Source organism: Synechococcales cyanobacterium CNB (assembly GCA_030263455.1).
Lineage (GTDB): Bacteria > Planctomycetota > Phycisphaerae > Phycisphaerales > UBA1924 > CAADGN01.
In genome coordinates this window covers 178,781-198,719 of record SZOZ01000003.1, presented here as the reverse complement: position 1 = coordinate 198,719, position 19,939 = coordinate 178,781, and the positions used below count along the sequence as shown (strand labels likewise).

Annotated in this window: 16 protein-coding genes; 5 read left to right on the top strand and 11 right to left on the bottom strand. The window is 68.4% G+C overall.

The genetic code is table 11. From position 1 onward, the window contains the following. Positions 1 to 416: 416 nt before the first annotated feature. Together FBT69_05175 and vsr are read left to right on the top strand one after the other, a co-directional pair. A complete protein-coding gene (locus tag FBT69_05175; GenBank protein ID MDL1904193.1) occupies positions 417 to 2,006 on the top strand; it encodes a DNA cytosine methyltransferase in 1,590 nt (529 codons plus the stop codon). After that, complete coding sequence (vsr, locus tag FBT69_05170) at positions 1,933 to 2,430, top strand: DNA mismatch endonuclease Vsr (GenBank protein MDL1904192.1); 498 nt, start codon at positions 1,933 to 1,935, stop codon at positions 2,428 to 2,430. Before FBT69_05175 ends, vsr begins: the two co-directional genes overlap by 74 nt. Before the next feature lie 14 nt (positions 2,431 to 2,444). Here vsr and FBT69_05165 read toward each other — a convergent pair whose 3' ends face one another. The 9 genes from FBT69_05165 to FBT69_05125 form a co-directional block, all read right to left on the bottom strand. Next, positions 2,445 to 3,215, bottom strand: coding sequence for a hypothetical protein (locus tag FBT69_05165; GenBank protein ID MDL1904191.1), 771 nt, complete (start codon positions 3,213 to 3,215; stop codon positions 2,445 to 2,447). After that, positions 3,212 to 4,027 (bottom strand): hypothetical protein, encoded by an 816-nt coding sequence (locus FBT69_05160; protein ID MDL1904190.1) that lies wholly within the window; start codon positions 4,025 to 4,027, stop codon positions 3,212 to 3,214. Before FBT69_05160 ends, FBT69_05165 begins: the two co-directional genes overlap by 4 nt. Continuing rightward, positions 4,024 to 5,958, bottom strand: a complete 1,935-nt coding sequence (locus tag FBT69_05155) for a hypothetical protein (GenBank protein MDL1904189.1) — start codon at positions 5,956 to 5,958, stop codon at positions 4,024 to 4,026. The genes FBT69_05160 and FBT69_05155 overlap by 4 nt, the downstream gene beginning before the upstream one ends. Positions 5,959 to 6,006: 48 nt before the next feature. After that, the gene (locus tag FBT69_05150) at positions 6,007 to 6,636 is read right to left on the bottom strand and encodes a hypothetical protein (protein ID MDL1904188.1); all 630 of its coding nucleotides are present in this window, start codon (positions 6,634 to 6,636) and stop codon (positions 6,007 to 6,009) included. Between the two features lie 788 nt (positions 6,637 to 7,424). Then, positions 7,425 to 7,958 carry a hypothetical protein gene (locus tag FBT69_05145; GenBank protein ID MDL1904187.1) on the bottom strand — a complete coding sequence of 178 codons (534 nt, stop codon included), beginning with the start codon at positions 7,956 to 7,958 and terminating at the stop codon, positions 7,425 to 7,427. Positions 7,959 to 7,974: 16 nt separating this feature from the next. Further along, positions 7,975 to 11,229, bottom strand: a complete 3,255-nt coding sequence (locus FBT69_05140; GenBank protein ID MDL1904186.1) for an efflux RND transporter permease subunit — start codon at positions 11,227 to 11,229, stop codon at positions 7,975 to 7,977. Positions 11,230 to 11,232: 3 nt separating this feature from the next. Next, positions 11,233 to 12,609 (bottom strand): hypothetical protein, encoded by a 1,377-nt coding sequence (locus tag FBT69_05135; protein ID MDL1904185.1) that lies wholly within the window; start codon positions 12,607 to 12,609, stop codon positions 11,233 to 11,235. A gap of 19 nt (positions 12,610 to 12,628) precedes the next feature. Next, positions 12,629 to 14,068: a TolC family protein gene (locus tag FBT69_05130; GenBank protein MDL1904184.1), complete on the bottom strand. Its 1,440-nt coding sequence runs from the start codon at positions 14,066 to 14,068 to the stop codon at positions 12,629 to 12,631. A gap of 202 nt (positions 14,069 to 14,270) precedes the next feature. After that, complete coding sequence (locus FBT69_05125) at positions 14,271 to 14,705, bottom strand: hypothetical protein (GenBank protein MDL1904183.1); 435 nt, start codon at positions 14,703 to 14,705, stop codon at positions 14,271 to 14,273. Between the two features lie 135 nt (positions 14,706 to 14,840). Between FBT69_05125 and FBT69_05120 the strand changes: the two genes are divergently transcribed. Beyond that, a complete protein-coding gene (locus FBT69_05120) occupies positions 14,841 to 15,533 on the top strand; it encodes a CDP-diacylglycerol--glycerol-3-phosphate 3-phosphatidyltransferase (protein MDL1904182.1) in 693 nt (230 codons plus the stop codon). 9 nt (positions 15,534 to 15,542) lie between these two features. Further along, positions 15,543 to 16,052: a phosphatidylglycerophosphatase A gene (locus FBT69_05115; protein ID MDL1904181.1), complete on the top strand. Its 510-nt coding sequence runs from the start codon at positions 15,543 to 15,545 to the stop codon at positions 16,050 to 16,052. Between the two features lie 30 nt (positions 16,053 to 16,082). On the opposite strand, the gene FBT69_05110 is transcribed toward FBT69_05115, so the two are convergent. Both FBT69_05110 and FBT69_05105 read right to left on the bottom strand, forming a co-directional pair. Then, positions 16,083 to 17,903, bottom strand: coding sequence for an aldehyde dehydrogenase (NADP(+)) (locus tag FBT69_05110; GenBank protein MDL1904180.1), 1,821 nt, complete (start codon positions 17,901 to 17,903; stop codon positions 16,083 to 16,085). Further along, on the bottom strand, positions 17,722 to 18,738 hold the full coding sequence (locus tag FBT69_05105) for a DUF368 domain-containing protein (GenBank protein MDL1904179.1): 1,017 nt from the start codon (positions 18,736 to 18,738) through the stop codon (positions 17,722 to 17,724). The genes FBT69_05110 and FBT69_05105 overlap by 182 nt, the downstream gene beginning before the upstream one ends. A 92-nt stretch (positions 18,739 to 18,830) precedes the next feature. Between FBT69_05105 and galE the strand changes: the two genes are divergently transcribed. Continuing rightward, positions 18,831 to 19,859 (top strand): UDP-glucose 4-epimerase GalE, encoded by a 1,029-nt coding sequence (galE, locus tag FBT69_05100; GenBank protein MDL1904178.1) that lies wholly within the window; start codon positions 18,831 to 18,833, stop codon positions 19,857 to 19,859. The last annotated feature ends 80 nt before the right edge of the window (positions 19,860 to 19,939 follow it).

Sequence of the window (19,939 nt, the reverse complement as noted above, 5' to 3'; positions counted from 1 at the left end):
CGAAGGACAACTCGGACCCCCGCGCAGGAACCGCACGCGACCAGACCGAACGCAGAGGCCGCGGAGCGGAACGCGGAGAGCGCGGAATGGAACGCGGAGCGGATCGAACGCGGAGGACGCGGAGCAGCACGCGGAGTTCGCGGAGCGAACAGCGCGGGGAGAACAGATCAGAAGGTCCAGAACACCCGATCCCCTCCTCCCCCGCACCCCTTCCCTTCCCGCGCGCCCTCCCCACCCGCAAACGCTCCCTTCCCGCGCGTCCTCCTCCCCTCGCTCCGCGGGGGAGGTCGTGGCCGGGTCTTCGCGGCCAAGGTACGCGTTTTCACGACAAATGCCAGGAAGTATCCTGTCATGGACCTATCGTCTCGTCCTGAACGAGCGGGATTGACCCGCAGGACTGGTTTTCGTACGGTGAAATGGTGCCCGAAAGCGACTGCATTCCGGTCATCGACATCTTCGCAGGCCCGGGCGGCCTAGGAGAGGGATTCTCCGCGTTCAGGTCTTCTGCGGGATCTCTCCCGTTCCAAATCAGGCTGTCCATCGAGATGGACGAGTACGCGCACCGCACGCTTCTCCTTCGGAGCTTCTACAGGCAGTTCGAGCCCGGCTGCGTCCCCTCGGCCTACTACGAGTACCTCCGTGGTGAAGGCAAGTGGAAGGGAAAGACATGCCAGGCGCTGCTGGATGCGTTCCCAGCCGAAGGTAGGCGTGCAAGGGCTCAAGCATGGCGGGAGGAGCTTCGACCTGCCGTGGTGCATGAGGTCGACAGACGAATCAGCGCGGCGCTCGGTCCACGTCGTGAGCGCCCCCCCTGGGTGCTGGTCGGCGGACCACCCTGCCAAGCGTACTCCCTCGCCGGCCGAGTGCGCATGCTTGGCGAGGACCCCGCCGCCTTCTACCGTGACAAACGTCACACGCTCTACAGGGAGTACCTCAGGCTGCTCGCGAAGCACGCTCCATCCGTGTTCATCATGGAAAACGTGAAGGGGCTTCTATCCGCGACATCGGAGTCGGGCGCCCGGGTTTTTGAACGGATCGTGCAGGACCTCCAACGTCCGCCGAAAAGCTCGCTTCGGTACAGGCTATTTGCCCTGTCGCGCGGCGAGGGCGGTGCAGACCAGCTGTTCTCTGATTTTGCCAACGCAAAGCAGTTTGTTGTCGAATGCGAGTGCCACGGGATTCCGCAGGCGCGCCACCGGATCATTCTCTTGGGGGTTCTCGAGTCCGACTTCGGCAACAACATACGGCTTCCGCGCCGCCTCGCTACGCGATCCAAAGAAGTCTCCTGCCGGGATGCGATCGACGACCTGCCACGGGTTCGAAGCGCTCTGTCGCGAGAAGCAGACAGCCCCGAGATCTGGAAGGCATTTGTCAAATCGGCGGTTGACAGGCCTTGGTACAACTACATCGCCAGCAATGGTCATGCGGACGTTGCAGAGGCAATCGCCAATGCGGCAGACCGCGTCACGAGCCCTCGCAAGGGAAGGGGCGGGCAGTTCGTTCCGTGCGATGTCGCCCCCGCCTTCCGAAGTGATTGGTTCTGCGACAAGAAGCTCGGCGGTGCCTGCAACCATGAGAGCCGTGCGCATCGATCCGATGACCTCCACCGCTACTTGTTCGTGTCGGCGTACGGAAGCGTCCGCAAGTCTTCGCCACGCCTCGAGGACTTCCCGACGGCACTTCTGCCCAACCACATCAATGTCAAGAAGGCGCTCGCAGCCGGTTTGTTCAATGATCGTTTCCGCGTGCAGCTGGCCGACTTTCCCGCGACAACAATCACCTCACACATCTCCAAGGACGGTCACTACTTCATTCACTATGATCCGACGCAGTGTAGGAGCCTTACCGTACGCGAGGCCGCGCGCATCCAGACCTTTCCCGACAACTATTTCTTTGAAGGCCCGAGGACCGAGCAGTTCCGGCAGGTGGGCAATGCCGTGCCGCCGTTGTTGGCACGCGAGATTGCAGGGATTGTCTACGAGGGATTCACTCGACAATGGAAATGACGCCGTGGGCGACTCGCTCTCAAGAGCCGATCGAAGTGCCTTGATGAGACGAATCCGGTCGAAGGATACCGGCCCGGAGAGAATCGTCCGATCGTGCATTCACAGGCTGGGGCTGAGGTTCCGGCTGCACGATTCGCAGCTTCCCGGATCTCCCGACATCGTGCTTCCCCGGCTGCGGACGGTCGTGTTCGTGCATGGGTGCTTCTGGCATCGTCATCCCAGATGTCGGTTCGCATACATGCCCAAGTCACACACGCAATTCTGGCGAGAAAAGTTTCGAAGCAACCGACTACGAGACCGTCGAAACCAGGCGGCACTCGGCCGTCTTGGCTGGCGCGTATTGATCTTGTGGGAGTGCGAGACAAGGGACATCGTCGCGTTGTCGGATCGTCTGCGACGTGATCTCATGCTGCGTCGTCAATAGGCTCGACGCCAGCGTCAACTTCTGTTGGTTCGATCGGCAGTTGGTGCCGACGTCTGCTTGTATCGATCAAACTCGGACGGCAGTAGCGCGAGCAAGCGGTCCTCTGTGAGCGATTGAAGATCGAACGTGCGGTCGAGTTGATCAAGAACCGTGCGGAATCGCCGCGGGCTGCCGGCACCGCTTCCGCCAGCACCACGCTTCATCGTTCCCCTCGCTGAGTCGTAGTAGAGAGTGGTGGCGGCACCGATGGCCGCCTTTGACTGCGCGACATCCTGAGTCGCGGCCAACTGGCCCACAAGCTCGCCCGGGGTGTGTGGTGGATTGTGAAGGAGCGCGGCCGCGCGCTGAGGGCAATCCTGGTTGGTCAAATAGATCAGATAGGCCCCCAGCACGAGGTGCCTGTAGTACTTCCAGCCACTCTCGGGCAGCCACCTCGCTCGCTCACCCACCTTTCGCGCTCCTCGAGTAGCCGGGGCCAGCTGATCGAACCACAGCAGCGCCAGCCATGCCCAGAGGCCTCGATCCCGAGTTGGGTCCTGGTGTCCGAGGCCGGGGATCAGCCCGTACAGGTATTCGGCGAGGTCATACCGGCGCGGAAAGCGGCGATCCGCATCAGCCTGCACAACGTTCGGTGCATGCGAGGTGGTGTCGAGACCGGTCAGGATCGGCCAGATGTCCTGCTTGAAATCGACCGATCGACCGGGCGTCGCCACGAAGGAGTCCAGGAAGTCCTCCATGCGGACGAGCCCAGTCTCGTTGAGCCGTCGGATACGCACAAGGTTCATGCAGCACCTCCTGCCGCACGCGGGGCATCATCCCGCCACCAACCACTGAAGACACGGTCGATGTGGTTCGCTCGGCAGAATCGATTCACGGCCTGTTCGATCCAGGCATCTCGGGCATCGGCTCCCTCGTCGCGGTCATCAAGGTTCTCCGGTGGCTCGGTCTGCCCGAGCAGGCCACAGCCGAATAGAATCCATCGGCCGCGCGGCGTGTCCCATTCATCATCACCAGGCAGCCCGTGTTCCAGCGCCCACGTCAGCACACGCCGAAAGACCTCGGGCAGTACAAGGGAGAGGAAACTAGGAGACCGGGCAAGGGCGAGTCGATCACGCACCAGATGGGTGCTCACCTTGATGAGCGGTCCGTCGTTCTCGTCGATCTCAAGGCGCCAGACCTCGTTCCTGAGCAACGGGTCGGGGTCGAGCGGCAGCAGTGACTTGCGCGGACCGTCCTGATTCGGCTTGATGCCGTCGGCCTGTGCGAGGATCCGTGCGGCCGTCGCACCGTGAGAGAGCGGCTCGACCACCTTGACACGGAACTGCACACCTTCTCCAGCACCGAAGTCACGCAGCTGCCGATTATCCGGCGCCTGAACTGAACCCACCGTCCCGAACTCGAATCGCTGCCAAGCTGTGTGCCGATACGCCTCGATCAGCACGTTCGCGTCGGAAGGTAGCGAATACGACGTCAGGTCGATCGACGCCGACATGACAGGAGGATCGGACTCCCGTGGCTGGTGAATTGTGATGGCAACATGCTCGCGCTTGAGTCGTTGCCGCTTTGTGTAGTTCAGCCTGCGCATTCCCGTGCTCATGCCTCACCCCCCGCTGCGGCGTCGACAGTGCGCACCTTCACGACAAGATCGCGATTGATATCGAGCCCCGTGATCTCAATCCTGAAGTTGTCCGAGGATGGACAAACCACGAGTATGTTGTCGTCGCACTCAACCTCATGCACGTCCCGCGCAGAACGCTTCAGCTTCTGGAGCTTGAAGTCCGCCGGGTCGTACTTCTTGAACGGGTTGCCGCGGCTGGTGTCGTAGGCGACGATCACTTCGAGCGCTCCAGGCAAGGGCGTGGACGCGACATTGTCGCGCACGACTGAGAAGCCGCCGGTGCTCTCTTCGATCTTGAAAGGCTTCAGGCGAGGCGGCGGTGGTGGTGGTGGCGGTGGCGGGCCCTTCTTCTTACCCTTTCGCCGATTGCCTTCGGCGTTTCGGTCGCCGTCGGAGACAGGCGAAGGAAACAAATCTGCCCACACATCTAGGTCTCGCTCAGTCCGCGCGTTGGACAGGGCGTCGGCAAGGTATTTGGGCGAGCCAACGACAAAGTCGATGGTCTGCCTGCCGTGCTCGTATCGCCCGCGGAAGTTCGCCGTCTCCGGAGACCAGTAGGTATGCGCGGGAGGCTCGGCGGCTCGCAGCATCACGGCTAGCGGGCCCTCCTCGATCGTCACCAGCGAAAACAAGCTCTGGTTGCGCACGGCTCTCTGCCGGGCGTTCGGCACAACGATGCACCCGCGAACGAAAACTGGGCGATACCCGGACCCGACGAGATCGCGTTGCAGGTACACGACGAACGCGGCGCGCTCCGCCTGAGTTCCAGTAGGCTTGACTCGGGTTGGAACGCGGATCGCTACCGGCTCGCCCCGGTCAAAGCGCTGACACAGGTCGGAGAAGTTCGGGTCGGTGGGCCGCAGCAGGTCATCGCTCCACATGGGCGGCTCCCCTGCGGGCGACTCGTTGAGCACATACGCCTGCCTCGGACCGTCGCCCAGCGACCATTTGGCGAGTTCGAGAACATTGGTGACTTCCGGCCGCCTCAGACGGGCGGCCTGCTCCAACAGATTGTCACTGTGCAGATCGACGCTCTCCCGCCGACCCCCGATCATGCCGCTGACGCGGACGCGCAGCCGTCCCGAGATGATCGGGTGAAAGTACTCGCGGATGACGATCTCAACGATGCCCTCCGCCGTGATCTCTGGGTCAGCGTAGGGAATCACAACGCTGAGACCGGGTTCCGCTGTCGATCCGTCGATCGGCCTTGTCAGCCCGAAGTCTCTCACCATTCGGTCGATCAAGTCAGTTGACGCTTCGGGAAGCACCATGAACTCACTTGCGGAGTCCTTGACGCCGAACTGGCCCAGGCCTTGGAACTCCCGTCCGTCCAGCGTGCGATGATGCCACAGGAGCGACTTCCCGATCAGCGCGACGTCTCCATCGGCACGGCGGCCAGTGAGCGCTAGGAACGAGTTGATTCTGCTGCAGCGGTTGAAGACGCTCTTCCCGACACCCCAGCTGCCACCAGTCGTCCCATTCATGGGGTTGCCGGATAAGCCCTCCGCGCGGAAGAAGTTGAAGAAGCGGTTGTCCGAATCCGATAGTCCGCCTTGGCGCACGTCCCCTTCGAGTCCGCGGGTGCCGAAGTCCTCGACGACAACGAATCCTCCGGACCGTGGCGCGTCGGGAACGTCCGGCAGCCTGCAGTCCCGCGATCGAAGATGCGGCCACAGCGAGGAGAACCAGAACGATGCCGTCTCGGCGGACATCGACGAGGCGTTGCGGATCTGGAAGCCGACGCTGACCTCCTCGTCATAGCGTGCGTCAAGAGAGTTCTGGATGCACTCGCGCACCAGCACCTCGCCAGGTCGCCAGTCGTCGTCAGCGTCCGCGAAGTGCTCGCTCCCGAGAGGGTTGACGATGGGTTGCCCGGCCTGGTGTTTGACGAAGTGCCATGCTGCGGTCATGTCTTCTCCTGTCTTTATGGCCACCATGCTTTGCAGCCGCCAACTCGATTACCGCCGTGAATTGGGCAGCGCCTCCCAACTCTTGTTGACCGTTTCGGCGACGTTGTTGCCCTTGACCGAGTAGCCCACGCGGCCGTGCTGCTCGACCGCGCCGATGTCCCTTAGCCATGCAAGGCAGACGTAGGCTTGGTAGCCGGGCAGTTCACCCTGTCCGCCGCCCATCTTCACTGGGAGCAGTTCCTCATTCGTGAACACACGACCTTTCTTGCCAAGTTCGGTTACGCGGCTAGCAACAACATCGATGCCCGCCTTGGGAGCCTTGTGGACGTACTCATCGCGCCTCTTCTTGGACCATCCAATCTTGATGAGCGTGTCTCGGGTTTTCTCGAATCGCGGATACTGTTTCTTGCGCAAGGCCTTGCGATCCTCGCGTGCCCTTGGCTTTGCCGCCGGCGATTCCTCCGTGTTGGTGGCGGTCTTTGATGAGTGGACGGGAAGAGCGACAGGGGCGGCGGTCGCCTCTGCTGTCATTTCCGCAAGGCGTCGAGCGATGCCGCTCAACCGCTCGACGGTCTCATATGCGCCGGCCGCTGCAGCCTCTGCAATCTGCCCGCGTATCTCGCGCTCCGCGTGCCGAATCACGTTGAACGCCCGCTCGCTGTTCGTCGAGGCGAGCATATAACGAGACTATGGTGAAATCCACGGCTGTTCACCATATTTTCGGCATACACGACCGCCCGCCGCGGCGTGTGCAAATAACTCCGTTCGCACGTTCCGTCCTGGATCACGGGGGCGAACCGTGTCATGCTGCCTTTCAGTAGTGGCCTGCGAGAACGGGCCGGTTTGGCCTTGCGACCCGGGCGAGCAGGACACGGCGGCTCGCGTTCGGAAGCATGTGCGCAAGTTCCTGTCAGAATGGGGTTTCGGACCAAGGGGCAGGAACCCGACCGCGTCGCAGCACTCTCGGATTGACACGGCCCGTCGGGCCGGCTTCCCGACCGGGCGCGGGAGGGGGGTGTGGTTCCCACGCCTCTCCGGGCTTGCGCGCAGAAACGAACGATGCCCACGGGTTCCGCTTCCACGGGTTGGGCCGTCCCCCCCACCCCCACTCCCCCCACTCCCCCCACTCTCCCCCCCACCACCACCGCCTCCGGCACCGGGCGGTACGCCATCCGCACCGACCACCCCCAGCGCGCGGCCGCACTTGCCGGCGCGGAAGGAACGCACGCCGGAGAAGCCCGGCGTTGAGCGGAGAAGCCCGGCGGCATGGCGGCCACATGGTCCGATGTCGTGTTCCGCCGGTACGAGCGGGAGGACGACACCAGGCCGGCGGACAGGGCAGCCGAGCCGGCCGGCGCCTCCGCAGAGGCATGCGCTGCTCGCCGATCCCGGAGCGGAAGTCCACCAGGCTCAAGCCGCGATGCCCTCGGAAGGTCGAGGTCGGCCGATTGAAAGACCGGCCTGGGTCAGTTCAGTTTGAGATCGAAGCCGGCCACGACGATCTCCCCGCCCGCGGCCTCGACCTCCACCCACAGCCTGCTCCCCTCGGGCAGCGGCGACGGAACCTCCGCGTGCGTGTGCCAGTTGTCCTTCTCGAGCTCCGCCCGGGCCTTGACCGAGCCTCGCCCGTCCTGCGTGCCGATCCAGAACCGCACGGCGACAACCTTCGGCCCGCCCGTCACCCACACGTCGATCGCCGCTTCCTTCCCGGGCACGATCTCGCCATCGCGCGACGCACGCAGCGTGAAGCCCCCGACGGTCTGCTCTCCCAACCGCGTCGTCTCGCCGTGATGGCGATCGTCGGCGTGGTCATGGGCGTCGCCGTCGGCATGGTCATGGGCGTCGCCGTCGGCGTGCGCATGCGCGTCGGGCCGCGCGGGCTTCGCTCCTCCCGCGGCCGGCGCGGCGGGCTCCGGCTCCTTCCCGCAGCCGGCGGGCAGGAGCGTGCAGGCAGAAATGACGACGGCGGACACCAGGGCGAACGTTCGAACGGTCTGCATGATGCAATCTCCGTGGTCAGGGATTCACGGACGCGGGCGTACGACGAACCCGCGCGACGAGCCGGGCCAGCACGCCCGGTCGAGCCGGGGGAGGCCGCTTCACGTTGAACGCCAGCGCGTAGCCGGCGGGAACGACGAACAGGTTGAGGAACGTCGACGAGACCAGCCCGCCCAGGACGACGATCGCCAGCGGCGCGAGCAGTTCGCTCCCGGGCCTGCCCCTCGCCAGCGCCAGGGGCAGCAGGCCCAGCAGCGCCGTGAGCGCGGTCATCAGGATCGGCACCAGCCGCTCCATCGACCCCTGGATGATCGAGTCGCCGATCGGCACGCCCTCCTGCCGCTGGAGGTGGTTGTAGTGGTTGACGAGCAGGATGCCGTTGCGCACCGCGATCCCGAAGAGCGTGACAAAGCCGACCATGCTCGCGATCGAGATCACCGGCGCCACGTACCGCGCCGACGACAGCCCGAACAGCGCCAGCGTGTTCCCGACGAGCGACGGGCTCTCGGTGAGGTAGATCGCCGCGATCCCGCCGATCAGCGCCAGCGGGAGGTTCAGCATCACCAGCAGCGCCACCCGGGTCGTGCCCGTGGAGAGTTGCAGCAGGAGGAACATGAACACCGCGACGCCCGCGCCCATCACGTAGATCGTGCGGCTCGCCGACTGCTGCGCCTCGAACTGCCCCCCGTAGTGCACCGTGTACCCGGCCGCATGCACGATCGGGTCCACCCGCGCGCGAACCTGCGCGACCAGCTGACCCAGGTTGTACCCCGGGGCGATGTTGGTCGAGACGACCGCCTTCCGCTGCGCGTTCTCGCGCGTGATCAGGTTGCTGGTCTTCTCCGGGCCGATGTCGGCCACCTCGCGCAGGCGCACGACCGCCCCGCCCACCCCGCGGAGGTGCAGGTCCATGATCTGGTCGATCCGCTCGCGCTCATCCTCCGCCAGGCGAACCACCATCTCGTAGCGGCGCACGCCCAGGTTCACCTCCGCGACGCGCTCGCCGGAGAGCGCCTGCTGCACTTGGCGCGCCGCCGAAGCCGGCGTCAGCCCCGCCGCCGCCAGGTCCTGCGCGCGGTAGCGGATGGGCAGCGAGGTGATCGTCACCTCCCGGTTGGCGGCGACGTCGCGCGTGCCGGGAATCGCCCGCAGTTCGCCCTCGATCTCCCGCGCCAGCCGGCGCAGCGTGTCGAGATCGTCGCCGTAGACGCTGATCGCGATCGCCGCGGGCGTGCCCGAGAGGATGTGGCTCAGCCGGTGCTCGATGGGCTGGCCCACCATGGTCGTGACGCCCGGGATGTTCGCGATGATCCGGTCGAGCGCCGCGCGCACCGCCTCCTGGCTCGCGCCGGGCGAGATGGTCACCTCGATCTCGGAGTTGCTCACCGGCTCGGCGTGCTCGTCGCGCTCCGCGCGCCCCGTGCGCCGCGTCACGCTCGACACGCCCTCGACGCCCGCGAACTGCCGCTCGATCCCCACCGCCACCCGGTCGCTCTCCTGGAGCGACGTGCCGGGCGGCGCGAACAGGAAGACGGTGAACGTCCCCTCCTTGAACCCCGGGAGGAACGACGTCCCGAACGTCGACGCGAGCGCGAGCGACCCGACGGTCAGCACGCCCGCGCCCCCCAGCACCGCGCCGCGGCTCCGCACGCTCCTCCGCAGCATCGGCTCGTACCACGCCTTCAGCCGGCGCACGAGCCAGCCGTCGTGCCCAGGCGAGCCGCCCGCGCCGTCCGCCGGCCCGCCCGACCGCCCGAACGAGCCGCGGAACATCAGCCGGCACAGCGCGGGCGTCACCGTCAGCGCCACCAGCAGCGACGCCATGATCGAAACGATGTACGCGACGCCCAGCGGCTGGAAGAACCGCCCCTCCAGCCCCCGCAGGAAGAGCAGCGGCACGAACACCATGCAGATGATCACCGTCGCGAAGAGCACCGGCGCCCGGATTTCCAGGTTCGCCTCGTAGATCACGCCGACCCACGCGCGGCGCGCCCCCGCCGCCAGCGACGCGTTCTGCGTCAGCCGGCGCAGCACGTTCTCCACCCCGATGATCGCGTCGTCGACCAGTTCGCCGATCGCCACGGCCAGTCCGCCCAGCGTCATCACGTTGATCGACAGGCCCCACGCCCACAGGATCAGCACCGCCACCGCCAGCGACAGCGGGATCGCCGTCAGCGTCACGAACGTCGCCCGCACGTTCATCAGGAACAGGATCAGGATCACCGCGACGATCACGCTCGCCTCAACGAGCACCTTCACCACGTTGTGCACGCTCCGGTCGATGAACCGCGACGCCCGGAACGGATCGCGGTTCAGCACCAGCCCCGCGGGCATCGCCTTCTCCACCTGGTCCAGCACGCGATCGACCTCCTCGGTCAGCGTCAGCGTGTTGGTCCCGGGCGTCTTCTGCACGCTGATCACCACCCCCGGCAGCCCGCGGTCCGCGCCGGTGCCGCGCTTCGGCGCGGGGCCGAGGCGCACGTCCGCCACCTGGCCGATCGTCACCGGCGCCCCGCCGCGCACCCCCACCAGCGTCTCCCGGATGCTCTCCACCCCCGTCACGCGCGCGATCTGGCGGATCGGCAGTTCCTGGTTCTCCCAGTTCGCCACGTACCCCGCGCTCGCCGTGCTGTGCGCGTTCCGCGCCGCCTCCACCACCTCCGAGATGGTCAGCCCGTACAGCGCCAGGTGGTCCTGGCGCACGTTCACCTGGTACTGCGGCAGTTCCCCGCCGATCGCCACCACCTGCGCCACGCCCGGCACCGCCAGCACCTTGTTCCGCAGTTCAAACTCCGCGAACGAGCGCATCTCCAGCGGGCTGACCGACCCGTCCGGGCTCGAAAGCGCCAGCAGCATGATCTCGCCCGTGATGCTCGTCACCGGCGTGATCTCCGCGTGCGCATCGGGCGGCAGCGCCTCGCGCACCGCCGACAACCGCTCGCTCACCAGCTGCCGCGCGCGATAGATGTCCGTCCCCCAGTCGAACTCGACCCACACGATCGACAGGCTCGTCGCCGACGCGCTCCGCACCCGGCGCGTGCCAGGCAGCCCGTTCACCGCCGTCTCGATCGGGAACGTCACGTTCAGTTCCACCTCGTCCGCCGCCAGCCCGCCCGCCTCGGTCATGACGACCACCGTCGGCGCGTTCAGTTCCGGGAAGACGTCCACGGGCATCTCCCGCACCTTCAGCCCGGCCAGCACCAGCAGCAGCCCCGCCGACACGATCACCAGCGAGGAGTTCTTGAGCGAGAAGGCGATGAGTCGCGCGAGCACGGATCAGTCCTCCCCTTCGTGGAACGTGCCGTCGGGGTGGAAGTGCCCGCCCTTGGCCGCGTTCCCGCTCGTCGCGAGCATCAACTGGTAGTTCCCGCCCAGCACCACCTCGTCGCCCTCCCGCACCCCGCTGCGGATCACCACCCAGCGCCCGTCCGCGATGCCCAGGTCGGCCTCCAGCCGTATCACCCGGTCCGGGTTCGCGGGGTCGCGCCGGAAAACGATCGGCGTCGCGCCGTCGCGCACCACCGCCGACATCGGGATCGCGAGTTCCTCCTCCCCGCCCGCAAGCGTGATCTCCAGGTGTCCGAACACGCCCGCCCGCGCCCACGACGACAGCGCCTCGGGCTGCACCATCAGGTCGACCGTCCGCTCGTCCGCGTCCGCTGCGAGCCCGATGAACAGCACCCCGCGCATCGCGTCCTCCAGCGGCACGCTCCCGCCCTGCCCGGGCACGATCCGCGCGGGCAGCCCGTCCCGCAACAGTCCCAGGTCCGACTGCAACGCGCGCGCCCGGAACCGGACCTGGTCGGGCTGCACCAGCGTCACGATCAGCCCGTTCTCCTCCGCCAGCCCGCCCGGTGTGATCTCGATCGACTCCACCACGCCCCACGCGACCGCGCACACCGTGTACCCGCTCCCCGGCTCAAGCCCCTCGTGCCGGTCGGCGCACGCGCTCCCGCGCACCAGCAGGTCATGGCGGCTCTGCAACGCCCGCAGCTCCGCCTCGGCCTGGCGCTGCTGCGCCAGCAGTTCCGCTTCCTTCTCCATCACGTCAGCCAGTTCGGCCTGCGTCGCGTTCAGCGTCGCCCGCGCCTCGGTGTACTGCGCGGCGCTGCCCCCGCCCGCCGCCCGCAGTTCGTCCAGCTGTCGCAGGCGTGCCTCCCACAACGCCACCTTCTCCGCCAGGCTCTCCTCGTGCCGCCGGTGGGCCTCACGCAGCGGCCCCATCGAATCGACCCGCGCCTGCACCGCGGCGATCTGCTCGTGCAGGTCGCGCCATGACGCCGAATCCACCCGGTACAGCGCCGTGCCCGGCTCCACCCGCTCGTACTGCGCCACGAGCAGTTCCACCCGCCCCGCCAGCGGCGTGCGATACTCGCGCCGGGCCGTCGGCAGCCACTCGAACCGCCCCGCCACCCGCAGCGTCCGCGCGACGTCACGATACTCGACCTTCGCGAACGTGATCCCGAGGTTCTGACGCACCGGCGCTGGGATGTCCACCCGGTTCGTCGGCGCCGGAGCGCCGCCCCCCGACGACTCGCCGTGGGCGTGACCGTCATCGGCCGCGTGCTTCTCCTCGGCGCGGTCGCACCCGCTCAGTCCGAGCGTTAACGCCAGCATGGCCGTCAGCAGCATTCGCACTTGATGCTGGTTCATGGATTCCTCTTGAGCTCGATCAGCGGCCTTCGCCGCCGGGAACGGGTGATGGCACTGATGAACGATTCGGCGCCGGCCCCAGCACCTCGTCGCGATCGACGCCCGCGAGCGCCTCATCCCTCGCCGCATCGATCAGCGCGATCTTCGCTTCGTGCTGCCGCTTCAGGCTCTCGAGGAGCACCAGCGTGTTGACTTCCCCGAGCCGCGCGATCCGCCGCGCGTCCTCGTACTGCGCATCGACGAGAGGCACAACCTCCGACTCCAGGGCCTCGCGCCGGCGCGTCGCCGACGCCACCCGCGCCTCCGCCGCCCGCAGCGCCCCGATCGCCTGCTCCAGCGCCGTCTCCGCCACGGACCGCGCAACCTCACGCCGCGCCCGCGCCTCGGCGATCCCCCGGCGGTTGGCGTTCACCAGCGGGATCGGTACCGACACCCCCAGCAGCACCTGGTCCTGCCCGTCTTCACGCCCGACCCCGGGCGCCAAGTGCACGTCGGGATACTGCCTTCGCACCTCGAGCGCGAGCGCCCGCTCCGCGGCCTCGTACTCCGTCCTCGCCACCAGCACCGCCGGGCTGCGCCGCTCCAAGTCAGCGTCATCCACGCTCGCCGTCCCTTCCCGATGTGCCGAACCCATCCCCCCTGCCATCAGCCGCAGCGGCGCCGCGGGCGACAGCCCCATCAGCCCCCGCAGGCGCAGGTTCACCTCCTGCGCCCGCGACTCGATCGCCGCCAGGTCCAGCGCCTTCGTCGCCCGCTCGATCCGGAACAGCCGCGCCTCGGCCCGCGGCATCTCCCCCGCGCGTTCCATCGCGTCGACGACGACCAGGATCTGATCCATGCGCTCCATGAACTCACGCGTCGCATCGCCCTGCACCGCCAGCGCAGACCACTCCCCCCACGCGCGGCGCACCGCCATCCGCACCGCCCACTCCCGCTCGGCAACGCGGGCCAGTTCCGCCGCGTGCTCCTCACCCGCCAGCGACTTCTCCAACTCCAGCCGCCCCGAGATCGGGATCGTGACCCCCAGACTGCCGAACACCTTCCATGGCTCGGGCGTGCCGTCCAGAATCCTCGCAAGGTCAACGCCGAACGTCGGGTCCTCCCACAACCCGGCGTTCTCCGCCGACGCCCGCGTGACCCCCGCCCGGAGGCGTGCCAGCCGCAGTTCGCCGTTGAAGACCAGCGCGATCACCTCGGCCTCGGCGCACGAGATCCCGTCGGACGTGTCGAACGCCCCGGCGCCGTCCGTCTCCGCCGCGAGACGCGCCGCGAACTCGCGCACCTCGGGGGTGTCCGGCGCCCGTGCGAGAAACGCCGCCCCGTGCCCCGCCAGGTCCAGCGGACGCCGCTCGTACGACTGGCACCCAGCCGCGAGCACCACGCTGAGCACGCCCACCGCGAGCCCGCGCTGGCGTAGTCGCATGCGCCGACAGTCGCTCGTGCTGCACGATCGAGACATTCGAGACTCCACTCGGATAGCCACCCTGTCGCGCGGAGAGCGCTGTCACGCCGCATGGGCGCAGCCCTGCGCCGCAGCGAACCTTGCACATGTGTAGGGAGATCTGCCCCGCCGCCCGGGCACCGCAGCCCGCGGCGAAGCGCGCAGCATCGCCGCCGCACCGGACGCCATCCGTCCGGGCGCGACGGGCCAAACGCTCTCGCTAGATCAGCAGCCGCGTGGCCTTCAACGCGCGCACCTGGCCTGTGGCGCTCCAATCCGGCGGACGCAGGCACGCGCCCACGCGCGGCGCGTCCCCCGCCCAGTGCGCTAGCAGCACAACAACCGCCGGGGTCAGCGCCGGACGCGCGTCGACCACCTCGCCCCGTGGGGCTGCCGGCAGGGGCTGTTCGCCCGGCACCGGCACGTGCACGTGGCAGCCGCACTCATCAGACGCGTGCGACGCAAGACTCAGCGGGCCGTGCTCGTGCTCCCCGCAATACCTGCCCGCGTGCGATTCGCTGTATTCCAACCCGCCATTCGCATGTGCGTGGCAATGAGGAAGCGGGATGCACAGCACTCGCCCTGGCACCACACCGGCCACCCCCTGCGCAACCAGCAGGAGCAGGGCAAAGAGTTTGACAAGCCGAGGCGACATGCGGGTTGCCCGTGTGTATCGGTCAACGAGTACTATACCGCTTTCTCGACGGCAGGAATCGGAATCGCTGAACAATCTCGCAGGCGGGGCGGTCGAGACGGCCGTCCCGCAAGAAAGTGAAACAACCCCGACCCCCTGACCAGCAACCGCAGCACAGCCGTTCTGCTGCTCTTCCCATACCATGCACCCGTGCCCGTCCCTGACTCAGCCCCGCCGCCCACGCCCCTTCAGCGCAACCTCCCCAACGCCCTCGTCTGGCTGCGGCTCGTGCTTGCGGGCGTCTTCGTCGCGCTCCTCTCTATCGGCGACGCCGGGTCCACCTCGCTGCTCCTCCTCGCGGCCGCCATCTTCGTCGTCGCCGCGCTCACCGACACCCTCGACGGCTTCCTCGCCCGCCGCTGGCGGGTCATCTCCCGCTTCGGCCGTGTCATGGACCCCTTCGCCGACAAGGTGCTCGTCCTCGGTGCGTTCGTCGTGCTCGCCGGGCCTGCCTTCGCCCGCTCACAGGGCATCGACCTCGGCTACCAGGCCAGCGGCGTCCAGCCCTGGATGGCCGTCGTCATCCTCGCCCGCGAACTGCTCGTCACCTCGCTCCGCGCCCTGGTCGAGGGCGAGGGCGGCGACTTTTCCGCCGAGTGGTCCGGCAAGGCGAAGATGATCGTCCAGTCCCTCGCCGTCCCGGTCATCCTGCTCACGCTCGCCTCCGGCCGGTGGTCACCCGGCGAACCGGGCCGCGTCGTCGTCGTCGCCGCGGCTTGGGCGACCGTCGCTGTCACGCTCGCCTCCGGCATCCCGTACCTTCTCCACCTGACCGCCCGCAAGCCCTGACACCTCGCCATGCCATCTCCCCCCCTGCGCACGATCTCGCTCACCCTCGCCACCACGCTCGGCCTCGGGCACCTCCGCCCCGCCCCCGGCACGTGGGGCTCCCTCCCGCCCATCGCCCTCGGCCTGCTCCTGCTCGCGCTCGGCCTGGCGACGACGCCCGTCTACACCATCGCCATGCTCGCCATGCTGCTCGTCTTCTCCGGCGCGTGCATCGCCGGCGCGGACGAGGCCGAGGCCCGCTTCGGCCGCAAGGACCCCTCGCAGGTCGTCGCCGACGAGACCGCCGGCATGGCCCTCGTCCTACTCCTCCTACCCCCCCCCTTGTTCGCTGCGCCGGCGCAGGGCATCGTCACCCTCGCGCTCGCCTTCTTCGCCTTCCGCGCCATGGACATCCTCAAGCCCTGGCCGGCGAACTCCCTCCAGCGCATCCCCGGCGGCTGGGGCATCCTCCTCGACGACCTCGCCGCCGCCCTCTACGCCGCCGCCATCGTTCACGTCGCGGCCGCGTTCGCCGCGTAAACCCCTCTGCCCCCTCCTTGGGCGCGCCTTTCAGGCCCCCAGCACCCGCCCGCGCATTTCCTCCGGCAGCGCCCACGCCGGCGCGTTCTGGTAGCAGACCGGCCGGCACCAGCGTTCGATCGCCCGCGCCCCGACCGCCGTCGTGTGCGGCTGGTTCGTCGCCGGCCACGGCCCGCCGTGCACCATCGCCTCGCTCACCTCCACCCCCGTCGGCACGCCGTTGAAGATCAGCCGCCCCACGCGCCGCTCCAGCGCATCGCGCAGCCGGATCGCCTCCCCGCGCTCCGCGTCGTCCGTGAAGATCGCCCCCGTCAGCGAACCCCGCACCAACCCCGCGCCCTCGACCATCTCCTCCACGCCCGCGCACTCCACCACGATCGTGGACGGCCCGAAGCACTCCTCGCCCAGCGTCGGGTTCGTCCGCAACGCCGCCAACCCGCACCGCAGCACGACCGCGCCGGACCGCACCCCCGGCCCGCGCGGCTCGCCCTCGCCGATCACGCGCTCGACGCCCGGGACCCTCGACACCTCCCCGATCCGCCGCGCGAAGACCTCCCACCCGCGCCGCCCCAGCATCGGCCGCGTTCCCGCCGCCCGCAGCCCCTCGGCGAGCGCTCGCACCAGCCGGTCCGCATCCCCCCCCCGAACGGCGAACACCAGCCCCGGGCACGTGCACATCTGCCCGTGCGAGTTCGCCACCGACGCCGCCAGCATCGCCCCGATCCGCTCCGCCCCTCCGTCCCGCATCGCCCCCGGCAGCACGAAGACCGGGTTCACCGACCCCATCTCCGCGAAGACCGGAATCGGCTCTTCGCGCCCGCGCGCCAGGTCCGCCAGCGCCATCCCCCCCCCGAACGACCCCGTGAACCCGACCGCACGCACCGCCGGGTGCAGCACGACCTCCGTGCCAACCTGCATCTCACGCTCGCCGCCCGCGTGCAGGAACGAGAAGACCCCCGCCGGGAACCCCGCCTCGAGCGCCGCCTCGCAGACCGCCCACGCCACCGCCTCGCCTGTGCCCGGGTGTCCGGGGTGCCCCTTCACGATCACCGGGCACCCGGCCGCCAGCGCGGACGCCGTGTCGCCGCCCGCCGTCGAGTACGCGAGCGGGAAGTTCCCCGCCCCGAACACCGCCACCGGCCCGAGCGGCCGCAGCAGGCTCCGCAACTCGGGTCGCGGGTTCGGCGTGCGCGCCGCATCCGCCGGATCAACCGCCGCCCGCGCCCAGCGCCCCTCGCGCGCCACGCCCGCGAACATCCGCAGCGTGAAGACCGTCCGCCGCAACTCCCCCTCCAGCCGCGGCCGCGCGTCCAGCCCGGTCTCGCGCGACGCCAACTCCAGCAGCCCGTCCCCCATCCGCTCGACCCGCTCCGCCGCTCCCTCCAGCAGCCGCGCCCGCTCCTCCCTGCTCGACCGCCGTGTGAACCCGAACGCCTCGGCCGCCGCGCGGCACGCTCCGTCCACGTCCTCCGGCGAAGCCGCGTGATAGACCTCCTCAGAGTCCCGCCCCGCCGCCGGCTCGAAGGCTCGGAACTCGACCGTTCCCCGCCGACTCTCGCGGCCAGCCACGATCGACCACCCGCCGAAGCGCACTCTTCCATCGACCGTCGCGCTCACAACCCACCTCCGGCCGCAATCAGGATAGAGCGCACCGCAACCGGCAGGCCGGTTATATCTTCTTTTCCCGGCCGATGTGGGCGATCGCAAGCGTGGCCGCGAATCCGACACCAGCCAGGCCGAGTGATCCAGCGACCTGGAGCGCGGTCGGCGAAAAGCGTCGTGTGGGCCAGTCGGCCATGTCGAGCGCTGCGATGGTGTCGGGGGTTTGCACAACGCCCTTGATGACGTCACCCGGAATCGGCTCGACGCCCTCTTGGAACGGCCAAAGCCCGACGACCGCGCCGAGCACGAGACCGAGCAGCACCCCGAGCGTCGGCTTCTCGAAACGGCGGAGCAGGTAGCGGATGAGGTTGCTCACCGCAGCAATGCCGACACCGACACCGAGACCGACCGGGATGAAGACACGCACGACCGGGTCCACCGCCGCGCCGTAGTCGCCCGAGGCGACCGCGTCGCGCGCGGCGTCGATGGCCGAGAGGATCGGCACGTACTGGCCCAGAACTAGCAGAAGGTATCCCCCGCTGACGCCGGGCAGGATCATCGCGCTCGCTCCCGCAAGCCCGGCGATGAACAGCGTGAGCCACCCCCCCCCGCCCGAACCGCTGGCCGGGGAGAGCATGGCGAGCGCGATCATCGCCGCGAGACCGGCAAGCGCACCCACCACGAGCGGCGCGGACAGCCCCCTCGCCATCGTCCAGATGACAGGCACTCCTCCGAGTGTCAGGCCGATGAACACGCTGTACGCCGCCCATCGGTGATGAACGACCATATCCTTCACAGGCCCCGCTCCGAGCACGATCGCCAGCCCCGCCGCGACGGCGACAGCGCCGAGAACCAGCAGCGACCGGAACCGGAACCGGAGCGTCGTCAGTTCCGCAATCGCGCCGATGAACCGCGGGTAGATGCCCGTCACGAGGAGCATCGTGCCACCGCTGATGCCCGGCACGAGGTTCGCAAGCCCCATGAGCGTGCCGCCGGCAACCGAGCGTGCGGTGAGCGGAATCAATGCAGGCTCGGCGGCGGCATCTACGCCCGGTGTCGTCGTGTCCATGCGTTGCTCGACCATGCGCTCCTCCGGCTCGGCGTCGATCGTAGGCCCCGGCGCACTATCATCGACACGGCACGCCCGTCCGCAGCAGCGTGCCGCGAGGAGGCCGCATGAACGTGCTCGTCACCGGCGCTGCCGGGTACATCGGGTCACACGCCGTCCGGCGTCTGCTGGCCGATGGGCACACGGTCCTCGCCCTCGACAACCTCACGCGCGGGCACAAGGCGGCGATCGACGCCGTGAGCCGGATCGCTCCGTCGCGCCTGACCTTCGTGCGCGCGGACGTCGGCGACACGGCAGCCCTCGACACGCTGCTCACCCAGCACAAAGTGAACGCCGTTCTTCACTTCGCCGCCTACGCGCTCGTGGGCGAGTCGGTCGGCGAGCCGCTGCTCTACTACCGCAACAACACCTCGGCGTCCGTCACGCTCATCGACGCGTGTGCGCGCGCTGGGGTCGAACGGTTCGTCTTTTCCTCCACCTGCGCGACCTACGGCGAGCCTTCCCCCGAGTTCATCCCCATCCCCGAGTCATGCCCCCAGCGGCCGATCAACCCCTACGGCTGGAGCAAACTCCACGTCGAACAGGTGCTGCGAGACGCCACGCACGCCGCAACGATGCAGGGTCGTCCGTTCGCCTTCGCCGCGCTCAGGTACTTCAACGTCGCCGGCTGCGACCGATCGGGCACGCTCGGAGAGGACCACGACCCCGAGACGCACCTGATCCCGGTCGTTCTGCAGGCCGTGCTCGGGCGGCGCGACGCCGTCACCATCTTCGGCGCCGACTACCCGACCCCCGACGGCACCTGCATCCGCGACTATGTCCACGTCGAGGACCTGATCGACGCCCACGTCGCCGTCATGGACGCACTGCGACCGGGCGACCAGCGGGCGTACAACCTCGGCATCGGTCGCGGGTATTCGGTCCGCGAAGTGATCGACAGCGTTCGGCGCGTCACGGGCCGCGACTTCGTGGTCCGCGAGGGAGCGCGACGCCAAGGCGACCCGCCAACGCTGTACGCCGATCCCTCGAAGATGCGCGCCGAGCTCGGCTGGGCCGCGTCGATCACCGACATCGACGAGATCGTCTCCACCGCATGGGCGTGGTTCCGCGACCACCCGAGGGGGTATGCGAAGTGAGTCCGCTGAAGAAGTCAAGGCAACATGGGATCTGGCGTGCGAGGGTCCGGGTTCCCCACTCCGCACGCGATCGGCTCGGG